The organism is Mesorhizobium sp. M7A.F.Ca.CA.001.04.2.1 (assembly GCF_003998485.1).
GTDB lineage: Bacteria > Pseudomonadota > Alphaproteobacteria > Rhizobiales > Rhizobiaceae > Mesorhizobium > Mesorhizobium ciceri.
The window spans coordinates 57027-77050 of record NZ_RZQT01000005.1; the positions used below are offsets into that span (position 1 = coordinate 57027).

The window sequence follows — 20024 nt, forward strand, 5'->3', positions numbered from 1 at the left end:
ATTTTTCTTACGAAATTCCGGACGGAAAACCGCTACACACTTTTCCCTGGATTTCTTTACTCCGCCGGTTCCACATTGGTGTAGGCGGCTTCCTCCAACTCGCGCTTCAGTCGCGCTTCCTCATGGGTCTTCGGCGTGACGAAGCGGCCAAGCAAGAGATAGGCGACCGGCGTCAGGAACAGCGTCGAGACGGTGGCCAGCCCCAGGCCGCCGACGATGACCCAGCCGAGCGCGACGCGCGCCTCGGCACCGGCGCCGCTCGCCAGCACCAGCGGCAAGCCGCCGAGCACGGTGCAGATCATCGTCATCATCACCGGCCGCACGCGGATGATCGAGGCCTGCTCGATCGCTTCGCGCACGCCAAGCCCGCGATCGCGCAGCTGGTTGGCGAATTCGACGATCAGGATGCCGTTCTTGGCCATGACGCCAACCAAAAGCACCAGGCCGATCTGGCTGTAGGCGTTGAGACTGGTGCCCGAGAGCAGAAGCGCGAAAATCGCGCAGGCCAGTCCGAGCGGCACCGTCGCCATGATGATGACGGCACTGACGAAACTTTCGAACTGGGCGGCCAGCACCAAAAGGATGATGACCAGCGCGAAGCCGAAAATGGTGACCATGGCGCTGTTGGTCTCGCCCAGCGTCGCCGCCTCGGCCAGAGGCAGGATGCGGCTGCCCGCAGGCAGCAGCGGCGTGGCGATCTCCTCGGCGCGGGTGAGCGCGTCGCCAAGTGCGAAGTCGCCACTGAGGTTGGAGGTGATGGCCACCGAGGGCTGCTGCTGTTCGCGCGACAGTGATGGCGGTACGGCACGCTCGGTCAGGGTGGCGATGGTCGACATCGGCACGAAACGGCCGTCTGCCGTCTTCAGGAAGATGTTTTCCAGATCGGTCGGATCGTTGATCGGATTGGTGGTCGAGACCAGCTTCACGCCGTAGCTGCGGTCGGCGATATAGACGTCGACGACATCGTTGCCGTCGAGCATGGCCTGCAAGGTGTTGGCCAGTCCCGATATGTCGATGCCGAGGTCGGAGGCGCGCTCGCGGTCGATGGCCACGGCGAGCTGCGGTTGCGTCGGGTCGATCGACAGGCGCGGTGTCTGGAAGCGCGCGTCCTTCTGCATCTCGGCGATGATCTTCACGGCTGCGTCGCCGAGCGCCTTGCGGTCGTTGCCGACCAGCGCGAACTGCAGGCCGTTGCCGGCGCCACGGATGCCGAGGCTGTTGGGCTGTACCGGGAAGATGCGCACGCTCGGCACCTGCCTGGTCAACTGGCTGATCTCGGCCATGATCTCCTGCTGGCTGCGGCTGCGCTCGTTCCACGGCGCCAACGTCATCACCATGAAGCCGGAATTGTAGGAGCCGTTCTGGCCGGCATTCTCGAAGGTCGAGCGGATCTCGCCGGAATCGCGCATCGGCTGGATCAGTCTCTCGATCTTCTGCATCTGCTGCGTCGTATAGTCGAGGCTGACGCCTTGCGGGGCGCTGATGCGCAGAAGCACGGCGGCGCGGTCCTCGGTCGGCGTCAGCTCCTGGCGGATGGTGCCGAACAGCGTGAAGGCGGTGCCGGCAAACAGCACCGCGACCAGAAGCACGATCCATGGCGCGTCGAGGCAGGCGTGTAGGCCGCGCTTGTAGGCCGTACTGAGCGCGCCGCCGATGCGGGCGCCGATGCCATGGCCCCCTTCGTGGTGGAGCGATGCGCTGGTCAGCATGCGCGAGGCGAGCATCGGGCACAGCGTCAGCGCCACAACGCAGGACAATAGCACCGACATGGCAAGCACGAAGCCGAATTCGCGGAACAGGCCGCCGGTCTGGCCGGGCAGGAACGAAATCGGCACGAAGACGGCGACCAGCGTCAAGGTGGTGGCAATGACGGCGAAAAACACTTCCTGCGCGCCAAGCACGGCGGCGGCGCGGGGCCCCATGCCTTCATTGCGTCGTCGCACGATGTTTTCGAGCACGACGATGGCGTCGTCGACGACCAGTCCCGTCGCCAGCACCAGAGCGAGCAGGGTCAGGATGTTGACCGAGAAGCCGGCCAGATAGATGGCAGCGATGGTGCCGATCATGGCGACCGGCATCGACAGGCCGGGGATCAGCGTCGCGCGCCAGTCGAGGAGAAACACATAGATGACGATCAGCACCATAGTCACGGACAGGCCGAGTGCGATCTCGACCTCGTGCACCGCGCCCTTGACGAAGACGGCGTCGTCGCTGGTGATCTTGATCGACATGCCCTTGGGCAGGTTTTCCTGCAGCTTGGCGACGGCGGCCTGGACACCGGTCGAGATGTCCAGCGTGTTCGATTCCGCCTGGCGGATGATGCCGATGCCGATGCCGGTCTTGCCGTCCGAGCGCAGCGTGGTCTGGCCGACGTCGGGACCGAGCGTGACGGTGGCGACGTCGCGGATGCGCGTCGTGCCGCCGACAATGATGTTTTCGAACTCTTCCGGCGTGGTCACGTCGGCAGTCGTGCGGACGATCAGGTCCTGGTTGGTCGTGGTGATCGAACCGGCAGGGGAATCGAAAGCGACCGAGGCAAGGGCGGCCCTGAGATCGGCAACCGTGAAGCCGAGGCTGGCCAGCTTGTTCTGGTCGACATCGATGCGAAAGATCTTGTCGCGGTCGCCATAGACCTGGACGTCGGCAACGCCGGGCACGGCGGCAAGCTCGTCCTCGATCTGGTCCTGGACCACCACGGTCATGTCCTGGATCGACATGTTGTCCGAGGTCACCGCCAGTCGCATCACCGCGTCGGAATTGGCGTCGGCCTTGACGATGCGCGGCGGATCGGCGGCGTCGGGCATCTGATTGGCGACGCGGCCGACAGCATCACGCACGTCCGAGGCGGCGACATTCAGATCGACGCCGTCGTTGAACTCGATGGTGACGCGGCTCGAGCCGAACGAGGAAGACGACGAGATCGACTTGACGCCTGAGACGCGGGCGACGGCGCCCTCGATCGTGTCGGTCAGTTCGCGGTCGACGGTCTCGGCCGCCGCGCCCTCGAAGGTGGTGGAAACAGTGACGACCGCGCGGTCGACATCAGGCAGTTCGCGGATCTCGACGCCGTAGAAAGCGGCCAGGCCGGCGACCGCAATCAGTGTGTTGAGCACGAAGGCCATGACCGGCCTGCGGATGAACAGGGCGGTGAAGCCGGTCTCGCTGGCGGTGTTGATGGTTCCGGTCATGAGCCTGCGGCGGCGTCCGCGGCGCGCTGCTCTTCGCCGGCAAGGCGAACCGCGCCGCCCTCGCTGACGCTCTGGGTGCCTTCTGTGACCACCATGTCGCCATTGTCGATCTCGGCGTCGATCAGCACGGTCTCGGTGTTGCGCTGGATGATGCGCACCGGGACCCGCCTGGCCTTGCCATCCTCGATCTGCCAGACATAGGCGCCGTCCGACCCCCACAGGATCGCCAGCGGGCTGACGGCCGGATAGGTTTGCCCCGGAAATTTCATGGTGATGCCGAACGACATGCCGGCGCGCAGCGAATCGGCCGGGTTGGCGATCTTGGCCTTGACCAGCAGGGTGCGGCTCTTTTCATCGATGTGGTTGTCGATGGCCGAAACGGTGCCGCTATAGGCGTTGCTGGGATTGGCGATCGGCGTCGCCGTCAATTGCGCACCGACCTTGACGGCGGCGGCGAAGCGCTCGGGCACCAGGAAATCGACCAGGATCGAGGACCGGTCGTCGAGCGTGGCGATAGCCGACTGGTTGGTGACGTAATTGCCGGCCGAGATCGGCAGGATGCCGACGGTGCCGGCGATCGGCGCCAGGATCGACCGGCGCTGCAGTGCAAGTTCCGTGTCCTGAAGCGCCAGCTTGGCGCCCGCCAGCACCACCTCGGCGTCAGCCACGGCTACCGGGGTCGCGGCATTGGAGGCACGCAGCGACTTGACGCGGTCGAGCTTGGACTGAGCGTCCTGCAAGGCGAGCTTGGCACGGTCCTGAGAGATCACTTCGGTCTCGGAATCGAGGGTGGCGAGGATCTGTCCCTTTTCGACATGGCTGCCGGACTCGACCAGCAGTTCGGCGAGGCGGCCGGAGCTGTAAGGATTGACGGTCACCGAGGCGTTGGCACGGCCGGTGCCGATCGCCTGTAGGCGGTCGTTGATAACAGCCGAAGTGGCCGCCAAGGCGACCACGTTCACCCGCTGATTGCCGTTGCGGCCGTTTGCCTGCCTCGCGTTGGCGGCACCGGTTTCAGCCGGGGGCGTTGCCGCGTAAGCCCAGTCGATGCCCCAACGTGCCAGCACGTCCGGTGCGCCGGGATAAAAGCGCAGCCAGGCGGCTGCCGCCACCACCAGCACCATGAGTGCAAAAAGTATCTGTTTCCAGGCGGCCATCAGCACTCCGGTTGGTAAAACAATCCTTCCGTCTACCGGTTTCCCGGAAATGAAGCAGACGCAGCGAGGCTATTGTAAGGCAAAGAAGCCGTCTCGATATCGCGTCTTTATGACAATTCTCCGGGTGCTGCGCACATTAAATATATGTAACGTTTGAGAAAATATGCGTAACGCTTCGGATCATCGCATATGCACTAACGCAGACTTTCCATCTCGCGAATGCGTTTGGCGCCTTCTGCTTCCAGTTGCCTGGTGACGGCAACGATCAGCGTTTCGGCGACGACGAAAAGGGCCGCCGATGAATCCCATGCCGACGGCACCGCAGTTCGTCCGGCGATGACATGGCGAGCAAGGCGGGCGATCGGCGACAGCCACTGGTCGGTGAACAGCACGATCTGCACGCCACGCTGATGCGCCTTCTCGGCGAAGCGGAGGAGGCTGTCCTGGTAGCGCCTGATGTCGAAGATGACCAGCACGTCGCGCTTGCCCATGTCGATCAGCCGGTCACGCCACATGCTTTCCTGCCCGGCGAGGTGAAAGACATCCGGCTGGATGATGGCGAGGTGGGCGGCCATGTAGCGCGCCAGCGGATCGGTGAAGCGGCCGCCGATCAGGAAGGTCTTGCCGCGCCGGTCCGCCAGCCGGGCGGCGATATCGGCAAGCTGCTTGTCGGACAGGTGCCTGAATGTCTCGCGCATATTGTCGAGCGTCGCTTCCAGCATCGGCGACACGGTCCCGCCGCCGGGCGAGGGCGGATTGAGCGTCCTTGTCGCCGGCGATTGCAGTTGCGCCGCCAGTTCGTCCTGCAGGCTCGACTGGAATTCCGGATAGTTCTGAAAGCCCAACCGGGCGACGAAACGCAGGATCGTCGGCGAGGAAACGCCGGCTGCGGCCGAGAATTCAGCGACCGTTTTCAAGCCGATCATCGGGTAGAAGGCAATCAGTGTCTGGGCCGCGCGCCGTTCGCTGGCCGGCATCGTGCCGATGCGGTCGGCGATCAGTTCGGCAATGTTGGAAATCATCTTTTCCCCACCCCTGGCTCGGTCGATGGTCTTTTCCGAAATCGCATTTGACAAAGCCGGACAAACTGTATGAAATCATCCACAGGGACGCAATGAGGCAAAATACGTAACATACGATACAGCGCTCCCCGGGGACGGCAGAGTATGGAGAAAGCACGGCCCGCCAGCCTTGCATCGTCTGATACCGTAAGGGTGACGAACCCCGGCGGATCAAGCCCTTTCGTGCTGACCTGCGATCACGCCTCGAACTTCCTGCCCGCCGAATTCGGCACGCTCGGCCTTGCTGTCGAGGACCTGTCGCGCCACATCGCCTGGGATCCCGGCGCGCTGCCGGTTGCCCGCCGCATGGCGCAGGCGCTCGACGCGACGCTGGTCGAAACCCGCATTTCGCGCCTTGTCATCGACTGCAACCGGCCGCTTGACGCGCCCGACCTGGTGCCGCCGGTCAGTGAGACAACGGCCATACCGGGCAATGCCGGCCTGTCGGAAAGTGAGCGTGCCGCGCGTGTCGCGCTTTCGTGGCGCCCTTTCCACGATACGATTGCGGATATCATCAGCCACAGGCTGTCACACGGTCAGGAAACGCGGCTGGTTTCAGTCCATTCCTTCACGCCGGTATACAAGGGCCGCAACCGGCCCTGGCATATCGGCATCATCCATGACGAGGATCGCCGGCTGGCGGCGCCGCTGATATCGGCGCTGAAGCGGCTTTCCGGTGTCACCGTCGGGGTCAACGAGCCGTATTCACCTGATGACCGCGTCTATTTCACGCTGGAACGGCATGCGCGCTCGCGCGGACTGCCCTGCGCGATGATCGAAATCCGCAATGACGAAATCGCCGGCGAGACCGGGCAGCGGAAATGGGCGGATCTGCTCACGGGCATTTTTTCGGATCTGGAGCCAGAGGAGGCCGGACACACCAGATCGCATTCAGTCGGAAAGTCAGTTCAATCGGCTAGCTAGGGCGGGATCTCATCCCGACCCGAAAACCAACAGGGGACACTAAAATGGCAGCACCGGGTTATACTGAAGTTGACAAGGCGGAGGACGTAAAGCACCTCCACAGCATGGGCTATGCCCAGGAATTGGAGCGGCGCCTCAGTCGCTTTTCGAACTTCGCCGTTTCCTTCTCCATCATCTGCATCCTGTCGGGCGGCATCAATTCGCTGGCCCAGGCCACCTCCGGCGCCGGCGGCATCGGCATCGGCATCGGCTGGCTGGTCGGCTGCTTCGTTTCGCTGACCTTCGCGGTCGCCATGTCGCAGATCAGCTCGGCCTATCCGACGGCCGGCGGCCTCTATCACTGGGGTTCGATCCTCGGCAACCGCGGCACCGGCTGGGTCACCGCATGGCTCAATCTGCTCGGCCTGATCACCGTGCTCGGCGCCATCAATGTCGGCACCTGGACGTTTTTCATCGGCGCTTTCGGCCCGACGCTCGGAATCGAAGGCACGCTGACAAACCAGATGATCTTTCTGATCATCATCACCGGCGCGCAGGCGCTGATCAACCATCTCGGCATCAAGCTGACGGCGAAGCTGACCGATTTCTCGGGCTATCTCATCTTCTTCGGCTCGATCCTGATCGCCATCGTCTGCCTGGCTTCCGCTGAGACCTGGGATTTCAGCCGTCTCTTCACCTTCAAGAACTATTCCGGGGACGCAGGCGCCGGCGTGTGGCCATCCGTCTCGAATGCCTGGGTGTTCGCGCTCGGACTGTTGCTGCCGATCTACACGATCACCGGTTATGACGCTTCCGCGCACACCTCGGAGGAAACCATCAAGGCGGCTTCTTCCGTGCCGCGCGCCATGGTCATGTCGGTGATCTGGTCGGCCGTTTTCGGCTATCTGTTCCTGGCCGCCTTCGTGCTGATGATCCCGAACATGGACGATGCCGCCAAGCAGGGCTGGAACGTGTTCTTCTGGGCCTTCGACCAGCGCGTAAGCCCCGGCATCAAGGAGTTCGTCTACCTCGTCGTGTTCGTCGCACAGCTGCTGTGCGGCCTTGCCACGGTGACGTCTGCCTCGCGCATGATCTTCGCCTTCTCGCGTGACGGCGGCCTGCCGGGTTCGGCGGCACTCGCCAAGGTCAGCCCGACCTACCGCACGCCGGTGGCGGCGATCTGGACGGCTTCGATCCTGTCGGTGCTGTTCGTCTGGGGTTCGACGCTGGTTTCGGTCGCAGGCACTTCGGCCTATACCATCGTGGTTTCCTGCACCGTCATCTTCCTGTTCCTCTCCTTCACCGTGCCGATCGTGCTCGGCATGCTCGCCTGGGGCACGCCGAAGTGGGACAAGATGGGTCCCTGGAACATGGGGCGCGGCGTGTTCATGCTGTTCGCCTTCCTGTCGATCGTCTCAATGATCCTGATCTTCATCATCGGCATCCAGCCGCCGAACGATTGGGCGCTCTACATCACCGTCGGCTTCTTCATCCTGACGGCAGTCGTCTGGTTCGGCTTCGAGAAGCGCCGCTTCCAGGGGCCGCCGCTCGGCGACATCATTGCGGCGCGTCAGGCGGCCATCAAGGCGGCCGAACAGGCAGTCGGCGAAACCGGCCACTGACCTCGACCATCATGGCCATGGCCGGCATCGTGCCGGCCATGGTTTCGTTCAACTCATTCAAAGCCCAAGCGCTGGAGTGCCAAAGGAATGGCCGGAAATTTCTCGTTCGATCAGTTGAAGAAAGCGGTCTCCAGCGGTGAGATCGACACCGTGCTGGCCTGCATCGTCGACATGCAGGGACGGCTGGCGGGAAAACGCTTCCTGGCGCAGTACTTCGTCGATTCCGCGCATGACGAAACGCATGGATGCAACTATCTGCTGGCGGCCGACATCGATATGGAGCCGGTGCCGGGCTACAAGGCGGCGAGCTGGTCGAAGGGCTATGGCGATTTCGTCATGAAGCCGGATCTCGCCACGCTGCGGCGCATTCCCTGGCTGGAAAAGACCGCGCTCGTGATCTGCGACGTGCTCGACCACCACACGCATGACGACCTGCCGCATTCGCCGCGCGCCATCTTGAAGAAGCAGGTCAAGCGGCTGAGCGAGCGCGGCTATATCGGCTATTTCGCATCCGAGCTCGAATTCTATCTGTTCAACGAGACCTACGATTCGGCCCGCAAGAAGCACTGGCAAAGTCTCGACACCGCATCGCCCTATATCGGCGACTACCAGATCGGCATCACCACCAAGGAAGAAGGCGTCATGCGCCGGCTTCGCAACGAAATGGAAGCGGCCGGCATTCCGATCGAGAATTCCAAGGGCGAGTGGGGGCCGGGCCAGGAAGAGATCAATGTGCGCTATGCCGAGGCGCTCGACATGGCCGACCGCCACGTCATCCTGAAGAACGGCGCCAAGGAAATCGCCGAGTCCGAGGGCAAGGCGATTTCGTTCATGTCCAAGTATAATTACGGGCTCGCCGGCAATTCCAGCCACATCCACAATTCGCTGTGGAGCGCCGACGGCAAGACACCGCTGTTCTTCGACAAAAAGGCCGACTGGACGCTGTCGACACTCGGCCAGCAATGGGCTGCCGGCCAGCTCAAATACGCCAAGGAATTCACCTGGTTCCTGGCGCCCTATATCAACTCCTACAAGCGCTTCCAGGCCGGCACCTTCGCGCCGACCAAGATCATGTGGAGCGAAGACAACCGCACCGCAGGCTTCCGCCTGTGCGGCGAGGGCACCAAGGGCATCCGCATGGAATGCCGCATCGGTGGCGCCGACCTCAACCCGTATCTTGCTTTCGCAGCCCTGATCGCCGCCGGCCTTGCCGGCATCGACGAAAAGCTGGAATTGCAGAAGCCGTTCGTCGGCGATGCCTATCAGGCATCTCGCCTGCCGGAGATTCCGAAGACGCTGCGCGATGCCACCGACACGCTGGCGAAGTCGAAGATGCTCAAGCAGGCGCTCGGCGAGGATGTGCTCGAACACTATGTCCACACCGCAAAGTGGGAGCAGTTCGAATACGACCGCCGGATTACGGATTGGGAACTGCACAGAGGTTTCGAGCGGTATTAGGTATCGGCGGTTCGTCGGCGCCACCCCTTCACTCTTAGCCTTTCCCCGTGGGGGAGGCTGCCGGCAGGCAGACGAGGGGCAGCGCCAGGCCATACGATTTTGTTGTAGAATACGAGGACTTACAAAATGACCGAGACGGTCAAACTCATTACCCCCGTCGATGGCTCGATCTATGCCGAGCGGCCGATTGCTACAGACCAGGCGATCAACGCCGCAGTGGAACGCGCCAAGGCGGCGCAAGAGAAGTGGGCTGAGAAACCTATCGTCGAGCGCGGCAAGTACATGTTGGCTATGCTGGAAGCGCTGGTCGCGATGACCGACGAGATCGTGCCGGAGATCGCCTGGCAGATGGGGCGCCCCGTGCGCTATGGCGGCGAATTCGGCGGCGTCAAGGAACGCACCAACTACATGGTCGAGATCGCCGAGCAGGCGCTCAAATCGGTGCCGGCCTCCAACCCCAAGGACGGTTTCCGCCGCTATGTGAAGAAAGACCCGCTCGGCGTCGTCATGGTGATCGCGCCGTGGAATTATCCCTATCTGACCGCCGTCAACACCATCGTGCCGGCGCTGATGGCCGGCAACACCGTGATCCTGAAGCATGCGGCGCAGACGCTGCTGGTCGGCGAGCGCTTTCAGCAGGCTTTCGACAAGATCGGCCTGCCCAAGGGCGTGTTCCAGAATGTCGTGCTGAACCACGCCCAGACCGAAAGGCTGCTCGGCTCGGGCAAGATCGACCACGTCAATTTCACCGGTTCGGTCGGCGGCGGCCGCGCCATCGAAAAGGCGGCGGCGGGCACCTTCATGACGCTCGGCCTCGAGCTTGGCGGCAAGGATCCGGCCTATGTGCTGCCCGACGCCAAAATGGACCATGCGGTCGCCAATCTGGTCGACGGCGCCTTCTACAATTCCGGCCAGTGCTGCTGCGGCATCGAACGCGTTTATGTGCACGAGAAGGTCTATGACGAATTCGTCGAAGGCTTCATCGCCGAGACCAAGAACTATGTCGTCGGCAATCCGCTCGACCAGGCGACGACGATGGGACCGATGGCGCAGGCGCGCTTTGCTGACCTGATCCGTGAACAGAAGGCGGAAGCGCTGCGCAAGGGTGCCAAGGCGCACATCAACATGAAGGTGGCTAACGACAAGGCTGGTTCGCCTTATCTGGCACCTGAGGTGCTGACAGAAGTCGATCATCAGATGAGCGTCATGCGCGAGGAAAGCTTTGGCCCGATCGTCGGCATCATGAAGGTGCGCAACGACGAAGAGGCGATCGCGCTGATGAACGACAGTCCCTACGGGCTGACCGCTTCGATCTGGACGCGCGATACCGAGCATGCCGTGGCGATCGGCAACCGCGTCGAGACCGGCACGGTGTTCATGAACCGCTGCGACTACCTCGACCCGGCCTTGGTCTGGACCGGCGTCAAGGACACCGGCAAGGGTGCGGGCTTGTCGGCCATCGGCTACGACAATCTGACCCGGCCGAAATCATTCCATCTGCGCGAAGCCATCTGATTTATTGAAAGACAAAAATGTCCAAGCTGATCTCCAAATGGAACTACCCCACCACCGTCCGCTTCGGCGCCGGCCGCATCAAGGAATTGCCTGAGGTGCTGGCGGCCACCGGCATCAAGCGGCCGTTGTTCGTCACCGACCCTGGACTGGCGAAACTGCCGGTCGTCGCCTCGACGCTGAAGATACTCGACGACGCCAAGGTTCCTTACGGCGTCTTCTCCGAGGTCAGGCCTAACCCGGTCGAGTCCAATCTGACCGCCGGCATCGCCGTGTTCAAGAAGGGCAAACATGACGGCGTCATCGCCTTCGGCGGCGGTTCGGCGCTCGATCTCGGCAAGCTGATCGCCTTCCAGGCCGGGCAGGTCAGGCCGGTATGGGATTTCGAGGATGTCGACGACTGGTGGACGCGCGCCAATTCGGACGCCATCGCGCCGATCATCGCCGTGCCGACCACCGCCGGGACCGGATCGGAAGTTGGCCGCGCCGGCGTTATCACCAATGAGGCGACGCACACCAAGAAGGTCATCTTCCATCCGAAACTTTTGCCAGCAATCGTTATTGCCGATCCGGAGCTGTCGGTCGGCATGCCCGGCTTCATCACCGCCGGCACCGGCATGGATGCGCTCGCCCACTGTCTCGAGGCCTATTGCGCGCCGGGCTATCATCCGATGGCCGACGGCATCGCCGTCGAAGGTGTGAGGCTGGTCTTCGAGAACCTGCCGAAGGCCTATGCCAACGGCAAGGATCTCGTCGCGCGCGCCCACATGATGAGCGCCGCCGCCATGGGCGCCACTGCCTTCCAGAAGGGGCTCGGCGCCATCCATTCGCTGTCGCATCCGGTCGGTGCGCTCTATGACACCCATCACGGCATGACCAATGCGGTGTTCATGCCCTATGTGCTCGCCTTCAACCGTGACTCCATCGAGGAGCGTATCGGCCGGCTCGCCGCCTATTGCGGCGTCAAGGGCGGCTTCGACGGGTTCGCCAAGGCGATTATCAAGCTGCGCAAGGAATTGAAGGTGCCGCATGCGCTGCCGGGCCTTATCAAGGGGCTCGACATGGACAAGAAACGCAAGGCGCTGATCGCCGACATGGCGGTGGTCGATCCGACCGCCGGCGGTAACCCGGTCAAGCTGACCAAGAAGGCGGCGCTGACCTTGCTCGAAAACGCCATTGCCGGCACGGTCTGAGGCGTTTTCCGCGCCGCAAAGTGATCTGAAAAGGGGCTATGAAAACAAGGGGGAGGATGACGGGCAAGGCACAAACTAGTTAGCCGGAAAAAGAATCGCGGAGCGATTGCTACATCAGGTTAAAAAGAGTTTACTTTTTCGCACTGCGAGCAGCCGCTTTCACAAAGCTTTCATCTGGCTGTCACATGAAAACGATACCGCATCGCAGGCGTCCAACGGCGTCAGTTCAACGGAGAGAACACATGTTCAAGTTCACGGGGAAAGTGCTTTCCCTTTCGGCCGCGGCGCTTTTCGCGTCGACGGTGATTTCGTCCGCGGATTCGCTGGACGATCTCGTCAAGGCTGCCAAGGCGGAAGGCCAGCTCACCACCATCGCGCTGCCGCATGACTGGTGCGGCTATGGCGATGTCATCGCAGGTTTCAAGGCGAAGTATCCGGAAATCACCGTCAACGAACTCAACCCCGACGCCGGCTCCGGCGACGAGGTCGAGGCGATCAAGGCCAACAAGGACAACAAGGGCCCGCAGGCGCCCGACGTCATCGACGTCGGCCTGTCCTTCGGCCCGACCGCCAAGGCCGATGGCCTGATCCAGCCTTACAAGGTGTCGACCTGGGACTCGATCCCCGACAGCGCCAAGGATGCCGACGGCTTCTGGTACGGCGACTATTACGGCGTTCTGTCGTTCATGGTGAACAAGGACCTGATCAAGGAGTCGCCCACCGACTGGGCCGACCTCTTGAAGCCGGAATTCGCCAACGCGGTCGCTCTTGCCGGCGATCCGCGCGTTTCAAACCAGGCCATCCAGGCTGTCTACGCCGCCGGCCTTTCCGGTGGCGCCGCAGCCGGTGAAGCTGCCGGCACTGCTGGCCTAGACTTCTTCAAGAAGCTCAACGCCGCCGGCAATTTCGTTCCGGTCGTAGGCAAGCCGGCAACGCTTGCCCAGGGTCAGACCCCGATCCTGATCAACTGGGACTACAACGCGCTCGCCGGCCGCGACACGTTGAAGGGCAACCCGCCCGTCGACGTCATCGTGCCGAAGACCGGCGTCGTAGCCGGCGTCTACGTGCAGGCGATCAGCGCCTACGCGCCGCATCCGAATGCAGCCAAGCTGTGGATGGAATACCTCTACTCCGACGAAGGCCAGATCGGCTGGCTGAAGGGCTATTGCCACCCGATCCGCTTCAACGATCTCGCCAAGAACGGCAAGATCCCGGCGGACGTGCTGGCCAAGCTGCCGCCGGCGGAATCCTATGCCTCGGCCGCGTTCCCGTCGCTCGACGAGCAGGCTAAGGCCAAGGAAGCTATCAGCAAGAACTGGGACGCCACTGTCGGCGCCAACGTCAAGTAAGACTTGAAATCCACCGGGCGGCCGCGAGGCCGCCCGGTCCTTCCTCGAAGACGGTAGCCGGCGCATGACCGATCTCTCGCTTTCAAATCAGGCATTCGCCACCAAGCCGGTGCCGCCGAAGGAGGCGACCGCCTTCCGCTTGCCAACGCAATGGATCGGCGTGGCGCCGTTCTTCATCTTTGCCCTAATGTTCTTGATCCTGCCCACGCTCTATCTCGTCGTGGGAGCCTTCCGGAACGGTGAAGGCGGGTTCACGCTCGACAATATTCTGCAGCTGGTCAGCGATCCGTCGATCAGCAATTCCTACTGGTCTTCGATCAAGATCAGTTTCTGGTCGGCCATCATCGGGGCGTTTGCCGGGCTCGCCATCGCGATCGCGATCGTGCGCGGCGGACTGCCAAGCTGGACGCGCTCCGCGACCCTGACGTTTTCGGGCGTCGCCTCGAATTTTGCCGGCTTGCCGCTCGCCTTCGCGTTCCTGGCTACGCTCGGCCGCGTCGGTATCGTCACGACGCTTCTGCGTGACGTGCTCAACATCAACATTTACGCGATGGGCTTCAATTTTCTCACCACAACGGGCCTGATCGCGGTCTATCTGTTCTTTCAGATTCCCCTGATGGTGGTCATCATCGTGCCAGCCATCGACGGCTTGAAGAAGGAGTGGGGCGAGGCTGCGGCCACGCTCGGTGCCACGCAGGCGCAGTACTGGCGCATGGTTGTCATCCCTGTGATATGGCCGAGTTTTCTCGGTACGGTCATCCTGTTGTTTGCGAACGCCTTCGGCGCCATCGCCACCGCTTATGCGTTTGCCGGTCCGACGCTTAATATCGTTCCGATCAAGCTCTACTCGCAGATGAACGGCGACGTGCTGCACAACCCGCAACTCGCTTATGCCATAGCCTTTGGCATGATCGTCATCACCGGTCTTGCGAATGTCTTCTACATCTGGTTTCGGACTCGGTCCGAAAGGTGGCTCAAATGAAGTCGGGTAAGTTCTGGGCCTGGGTCGTCTTTGTTGTCGGGGCTGCCTATTTCTTTATTCCGTTGATGGCGACGGTCGAGTTCTCGCTGCGCATGCGGCGCGGCGTCCACTCCTTCGACGCCTATCAAGTCGTGCTGGGAGACGCGCGCTTCCAGTCAACTTTCCTTTTTTCAGTCATCGCTGCCCTCTGCACCATTATCCTGGGGGTGCTGATCGTGGTGCCGGCGGCATACTGGATCCGGCTGCGTCTGCCTCAGCTCAGGCCAATCGTCGAATTCATCACCCTTTTGCCGCTGGTCATTCCGGCAATCGTCATCGTCTTCGGCTATATCAGGATGTACGGCTCGAACTCGCCGCTGCCATTCTTGGCAAGCAATTGGGGTGCGAACGCGTTGCTTGTCATTGGCTATACGACGCTGTCTCTGCCTTACATGTATCGGGCCGTTGACACCGGTCTGCGCACCATCGATGTGCGTACGCTGACCGAAGCCGCGCAAATTCTGGGTGCGGGCTGGGGCACCATCATCACCCGCGTCATCCTGCCCAATGTGCTGATCGCGGTGCTGTCCGGCGCATTCCTGACTTTCGCCATCGTCATTGGCGAGTTTACAATGGCCAGCCTGCTCAGCCGTCCGGCTTTCGGCCCGTATCTGCAGAACATCGGCGCCAACCGTGCATACGAGCCCGCAGCCCTTGCAGTGATCGCCTTCGCCATCACCTGGGGCTGCATGTCGCTGATCCAGATCCTGTCCCGCTTCGCGCCGAAATCGGCGAACCGCCCAAATTGATCGAGAGAACCACGCCATGGCCGACCCATTCCTCTCCATCCAGCACGTTCGAAAATCTTTCGGCGCCACCACGGTGGTGGAGGATTTCAATCTCGACGTAGAGCGCGGCGAATTCGTCTCCTTCCTCGGGCCATCCGGCTGCGGCAAGACGACGGTGTTGCGCATGGTTGCCGGTTTCGAGGAGCCGAGCGCGGGCACGATCGTCGTCAGCGGCAAGGACATTACGAGACTGAAGCCCAACCAGCGCAATGTCGGCATGGTGTTCCAGGCCTATGCGCTGTTCCCGAACCTGACCGTGGCGCAGAATATCGGCTTCGGCTTGAAGGTCGCCGGCATGCCGAGGGCGGACATCGATGCCCGCGTCGCCGAGATGCTCGGCATCATCAAGCTGCCGCAGATGGCGGATCGCTATCCCTACCAGCTCTCGGGCGGCCAGCAGCAGCGCATCGCGCTAGCCCGCGCCATCGCGCCGAAGCCAAAGCTGCTGCTGCTCGACGAGCCGCTGTCGGCGCTCGACGCCAAGGTGCGCGTGTCGCTGCGCGAGGAAATCCGGTCGATCCAGAAGAAGCTCGGCATCACCACCATCTTCGTCACGCACGACCAGGAAGAGGCGCTGTCGATCTCGGACCGCATCGCCGTCATGTATGGCGGCAAGGCCGAGCAGGTCGGCACGCCATTCGAGATCTACAACCGGCCGGCAACCAAGTTCGTCGCCAATTTCGTCGGCACGCTGAATGTGCTGGAAGGCACCGTCACCGATGCCGCCGCGGGCACGGTGCGGGTCAATTCCGAACAGGTCTCGCTCAAGGGCAAGCTCAACGGTTCCAAGTCGGGCGACACGCTGTCCCTGGCGCTGCGTCCGGAAGCTATTTCGCTGGGCCGCCAGCCTGGCCGTGACTCCAGCCTATCCGGAGAAATCTCCGAAGTGCATTTCCTCGGATCGGTCATCCGGGTTCGTGTCGGCATCGGCGGCAACACGGTCTCGCTCGACACGTTCAACAGCCCGGCAACGCCGCCCCCCGCAGTTGGTGAGAAGGCCGAGATCTCGTTTTCTTCGAGCGATATGCTCGTGCTGCACTAGGCTGCTGCGCTTGTTTGGAATGAATGGCTGTATCCCGGTTAGCGAAGGGGGAAGGATGCTTCCGCCCGCGTGGCATGGGCTGCAGTGCAGGGAAGTCCGCGTTTAAGCGAGCCCCATATCAGATGATTTCAATGTCGGTGTGGACGGCGATTTGTCAGGAAGCAATTCGAGGTATTTTCTGCCGGCTCGAGCTTGCCGGGCAATCAACAATTTCCAGCCGCTTTGCCGCTGCCAGAATCTCGCTTCCCGGCTATAAGAGGCCATGGTTCTTTTCGAACTGACACTCGTTCTGCTGTTGATCGCCGTTGCGCTGACGGCGCTGTCGCGGCGCGTGCAGGTTCCTTATCCCTCTTTGCTGGCGCTGGCAGGGGTGGCCATCGCCTTCGTGCCTGGCGTGCCGACCATCGAGATCGACCCGGAACTGGCGCTTGCCCTGTTCATCGCGCCGGTACTGCTCGACGCCGCCTATGACACGTCGCTGCGCGATCTCAACCGCTACAAGGTGCCGCTTGTGCTGCTGGCGCTTGGTGCCGTCCTTTTCACGACAGCGACGGTGGCGCTGGCCGGCTGGGCGATGGCAGGTCTGCCGATTGCCGCGGCCATAGCGCTTGGCGCCATCGTGGCGCCGCCCGATGCGGTTGCGGCATCGGCCGTGCTTGGCCAGTTCAAGGTGCCGCATCGCATCACTGCCATTCTGCAAGGCGAGAGCCTGCTTAACGACGCCACCGCGCTGCTGATTTACCGAATGGCGATTTCTGCGGCAGCAGGCTCCATTCTGCTGAGCAGCGCCGTTCCGATGATCCTGCTGTCCACGCTCGGCAGTCTTGCGGCCGGCTATCTGCTTGGCCGGTTGTCTCTGATGACGCTGGGCCGGATCGAGGACCCGGCGAGCGGCACTGTGGTGCAATTTGCCGGCACGTTCGGGGTCTGGATCCTGGCCGACAGGATCGGACTGTCGGCCATCATCACCATAGTCGTCTATGCCATGACGATCGCCCGCACCGCGCCGCGCCGCATGCCGGCCAGAAACCGCATCAGCTCTTATTCCGTCTGGGAAACGGCGGTCTTCGTGCTCAATGTTCTGGCTTTCGTGCTGATGGGCCTGCAGGCGCGTACGATCGTCGGCCGGCTTGCCGGGCAGGGGCAGACCGATGCGTTCGTCCTGGCCGGGACAGTGCTCGCCATCGTCATCGTCTCACGCTTCGTCTGGGTTCTGGGGTGCGGCGCGATCATCAGGTGGTTTGACCGTTTCGGCGTGGCTGATCGTCAGCGTGACGCTCCGTCGTTTCGTGGCGGCGTGCTGATCGGCTGGTGCGGGATGCGCGGTTTGGTGACGCTTGCGGCGGCATTCGCCCTGCCGGCTGAATTCCCGGCCCGCGACCCGATCGTGCTCGCTGCCTTCACGGTCGTCCTCGGCACGCTGGTGCTGCAAGGCATGAGCCTGAAGCCGCTGCTGCGCCTTTTGAACCTCAACCCTGACGAAACGGTCGACCGCGAGGTTGCGCAGGCGCGCGTTGTGGTCATGCAGGCGGCGCTCGACATATTGAGCGGCAAGACATCGGACGCTGCGGCTGCGGTGCGCGAGCAATATGCCGCTCAACGCAAGATCGCCAAAAACCCCGACGATGCCCAGGCGGCGACCGAATATGACCGCTTGCGTCTTTATGCGATCAAGAGCCAGCGCGACGCGCTGGAGGAATTGCGCCGCAACGAGACGATTGGCGACGAAGCCTATCATCGCCTTGAGGAAGAGATCGACTGGACCGAACTGGCCGCGTCGCCACCCGGCCGGTTCCAGCCGCTGAATACTTGAGGCATCGCACGCCGTTTTCCGGCGCACGGAAGATACCGAAGTGCTTCGGGATCGGTGCATGATCCCGGTCAGGGGCAAGGCTGGTCCAAGCCACGTCCATTCTCCTGCACATTGCAACCGTGGCATCGAACCGCTACTGCCAACACGAAATTGAGCCGGATAAGCAATGAAGCTGGTCAGCTACAACATCCAGTACGGGTTCGGCAGCGACGGGCGCTACGATCTTTCGCGCGCCGCGCGCATCGTTGCCGGCGCCGACATCATTGCACTGCAGGAAGTCGAGCGTCACTGGCAACGCAGCAATTTCGACGATCAGCCGGAACTGCTTTCCAGCCTGCTACCCGACTATCACTGGGTCTATGGCCCGGCCTTCGACATGGATGCCAGCGAAAGGCGCGACGGCCGCCTGGTCAACCGGCGCCGCCAGTTCGGCACCATGGTGCTGTCGAAACTGCCGATCGTCTGGTCGCGGCTGCATGCGCTGCCGATGCGCCGCACGCTGCGGCCGCTCAACACCCGCAATGCAGCACTTGAATGCATGATCCGCACGCCGGCAGGGCCGGTGCGGGTGTTGTCGCTGCATCTCGCCCATATCGCGGCCGAGGAGCGGCTGGAGCAGATCGACTATCTCCTGGCCGAGCATCGCCGGGCACCGTCCGACGGCGGGCCGTGGAGCGGCGTCGACGACGAGCCCACGCGCAACTGGACCAGCGGCGAAGCGGAGCCGGAAAACCCGCTGGCGGCGATCTGGATGGGCGATTTCAACATGGAGCCGGGCAGCGTCGAATATCGCCACATCGTCGGCAGCACGCCCTACCATCGGGGTGCCGCCTATCTCAGCGGTTTCGTCGATGCCGCCGCCGTTGCCGGGGAGCCGGTTCCGGACTTCCATACCCATGTGAAGACCATCGACGGCAGATTGGCAAAGCGCCGGCTCGACCATTGCTTCGTCGGCGGCATGTTCGCCGGGCGGGTGCGTTCGATCGGTGCCGATATCGGCGAGGTTGCGTCGGATCATTTTCCGTTGCGGGTCGACATCGACCTGGAAACGCCCGGCATTGCCACATGACGCTTTTCGTTTTTTTCGCAGTGCTTGCCGCCGCTGCCATGCACGCGATCTGGAATGCGCTGGTCAAGGTTCATCTCGACCGCTTCCTGTCGATCACGCTGATGACGCTCGGCATGGGCGCGGCGGCACTCGTGGTGCTGCCCTTCGTCGAAGTGCCGAAGGCGGAGGTGTGGCCCTACATCATCGCCTCCGTCATTTTCCACATGGGCTACCGCACCTTCCTGATCGGCGCCTACAAGGCCGGCGATTTCGCCCAGACCTATCCGCTGGCGCGGGGCACCGCACCTCTGCTCTCGGCCTTTGGCGGCATGTTCGTCGTTGCCGAGATTCCCGGCCCGTTCGCCATGCTCGGCATCTTCCTGTTGTCGGCCGGCACGCTGGTGATGTCGTTTCGTGGCGGCGCACATCTGGAAAAACTCAATCTGCGCGCGGTTGGCTTCGCACTGGGCACTTCCATCTTCATTGCCAGTTACACGCTGTCCGACGGCAGCGGCGCACGGCTGGCGGCAACCGCGCAGAGCTATGCAGCCTGGCTGTTCATCTGCGATGCTTTTGGCGCCTTGGTGCTGTGCCTCATCTTCCGCGGGCCGAAGGCGCTGCCGGTGTTGGCGCGCGACTGGAAGGCAGGGCTGTTCACGGGCGTGCTCAGCGGCGCCGCCTACTGGATCGTCATGTGGGCGATGACCAAGGCGCCGATCGCCTCCGTGGCCTCGCTGCGCGAAACCTCGATCCTGTTTGCCATGATGATCTCGGTCTTCGCTCTCGGCGAAAAAATGACCGGCTGGCGCGGTGCCGCCGCGCTCAGCATCGTCGCCGGTGTCGTTGCGCTCAGGCTCGGCTGATTTCGA

The 20024-nt window shown here is 62.6% G+C and carries 15 protein-coding genes; 12 read left to right on the forward strand and 3 right to left on the reverse strand.

Features of this window, described 5'->3' with window-relative positions:
- Positions 1-56: 56 nt before the first annotated feature.
- The 3 genes from EN955_RS03150 to EN955_RS03160 all read right to left on the reverse strand — a co-directional run bounded on the left by EN955_RS03150 (position 57) and on the right by EN955_RS03160 (position 5367).
- Positions 57-3188 (reverse strand): efflux RND transporter permease subunit, encoded by a 3132-nt coding sequence (locus EN955_RS03150; RefSeq protein ID WP_024502763.1) that lies wholly within the window; start codon positions 3186-3188, stop codon positions 57-59.
- The gene (locus tag EN955_RS03155; RefSeq protein ID WP_024502762.1) at positions 3185-4345 is read right to left on the reverse strand and encodes an efflux RND transporter periplasmic adaptor subunit; all 1161 of its coding nucleotides are present in this window, start codon (positions 4343-4345) and stop codon (positions 3185-3187) included. The genes EN955_RS03150 and EN955_RS03155 overlap by 4 nt, the downstream gene beginning before the upstream one ends.
- Before the next feature lie 194 nt (positions 4346-4539).
- Positions 4540-5367 (reverse strand): MurR/RpiR family transcriptional regulator, encoded by an 828-nt coding sequence (locus tag EN955_RS03160; RefSeq protein WP_024502761.1) that lies wholly within the window; start codon positions 5365-5367, stop codon positions 4540-4542.
- Between the two features lie 144 nt (positions 5368-5511).
- Here EN955_RS03160 and EN955_RS03165 point away from each other — a divergent pair, with 144 nt between their 5' ends.
- From EN955_RS03165 to EN955_RS03220, 12 genes are all read left to right on the forward strand, one after another.
- Positions 5512-6330 carry an N-formylglutamate amidohydrolase gene (locus tag EN955_RS03165; RefSeq protein ID WP_024502760.1) on the forward strand — a complete coding sequence of 273 codons (819 nt, stop codon included), beginning with the start codon at positions 5512-5514 and terminating at the stop codon, positions 6328-6330.
- Positions 6331-6374: 44 nt separating this feature from the next.
- The gene (locus EN955_RS03170; RefSeq protein WP_013529681.1) at positions 6375-7931 is read left to right on the forward strand and encodes an amino acid permease; all 1557 of its coding nucleotides are present in this window, start codon (positions 6375-6377) and stop codon (positions 7929-7931) included.
- A gap of 87 nt (positions 7932-8018) precedes the next feature.
- Positions 8019-9389: a glutamine synthetase family protein gene (locus EN955_RS03175; protein ID WP_024502759.1), complete on the forward strand. Its 1371-nt coding sequence runs from the start codon at positions 8019-8021 to the stop codon at positions 9387-9389.
- Positions 9390-9515: 126 nt separating this feature from the next.
- The gene (locus tag EN955_RS03180) at positions 9516-10904 is read left to right on the forward strand and encodes an aldehyde dehydrogenase family protein (protein WP_024502758.1); all 1389 of its coding nucleotides are present in this window, start codon (positions 9516-9518) and stop codon (positions 10902-10904) included.
- Between the two features lie 17 nt (positions 10905-10921).
- The gene (locus tag EN955_RS03185) at positions 10922-12094 is read left to right on the forward strand and encodes an iron-containing alcohol dehydrogenase (protein WP_024502757.1); all 1173 of its coding nucleotides are present in this window, start codon (positions 10922-10924) and stop codon (positions 12092-12094) included.
- A 242-nt stretch (positions 12095-12336) separates the two neighbouring features.
- The gene (locus tag EN955_RS03190; protein ID WP_013529685.1) at positions 12337-13443 is read left to right on the forward strand and encodes an ABC transporter substrate-binding protein; all 1107 of its coding nucleotides are present in this window, start codon (positions 12337-12339) and stop codon (positions 13441-13443) included.
- Positions 13444-13630: 187 nt separating this feature from the next.
- Positions 13631-14425, forward strand: coding sequence for an ABC transporter permease subunit (locus EN955_RS03195; RefSeq protein WP_224621361.1), 795 nt, complete (start codon positions 13631-13633; stop codon positions 14423-14425).
- The gene (locus tag EN955_RS03200) at positions 14422-15213 is read left to right on the forward strand and encodes an ABC transporter permease (RefSeq protein ID WP_013529687.1); all 792 of its coding nucleotides are present in this window, start codon (positions 14422-14424) and stop codon (positions 15211-15213) included. The genes EN955_RS03195 and EN955_RS03200 overlap by 4 nt, the downstream gene beginning before the upstream one ends.
- Positions 15214-15229: 16 nt before the next feature.
- Positions 15230-16294: an ABC transporter ATP-binding protein gene (locus tag EN955_RS03205; protein ID WP_013529688.1), complete on the forward strand. Its 1065-nt coding sequence runs from the start codon at positions 15230-15232 to the stop codon at positions 16292-16294.
- Positions 16295-16556: 262 nt separating this feature from the next.
- On the forward strand, positions 16557-18107 hold the full coding sequence (locus EN955_RS03210; RefSeq protein ID WP_013529689.1) for a sodium:proton antiporter: 1551 nt from the start codon (positions 16557-16559) through the stop codon (positions 18105-18107).
- A 166-nt stretch (positions 18108-18273) separates the two neighbouring features.
- Positions 18274-19176: an endonuclease/exonuclease/phosphatase family protein gene (locus tag EN955_RS03215; protein ID WP_024502756.1), complete on the forward strand. Its 903-nt coding sequence runs from the start codon at positions 18274-18276 to the stop codon at positions 19174-19176.
- Positions 19173-20018 carry an EamA family transporter gene (locus EN955_RS03220; RefSeq protein WP_013529691.1) on the forward strand — a complete coding sequence of 282 codons (846 nt, stop codon included), beginning with the start codon at positions 19173-19175 and terminating at the stop codon, positions 20016-20018. Before EN955_RS03215 ends, EN955_RS03220 begins: the two co-directional genes overlap by 4 nt.
- The last annotated feature ends 6 nt before the right edge of the window (positions 20019-20024 follow it).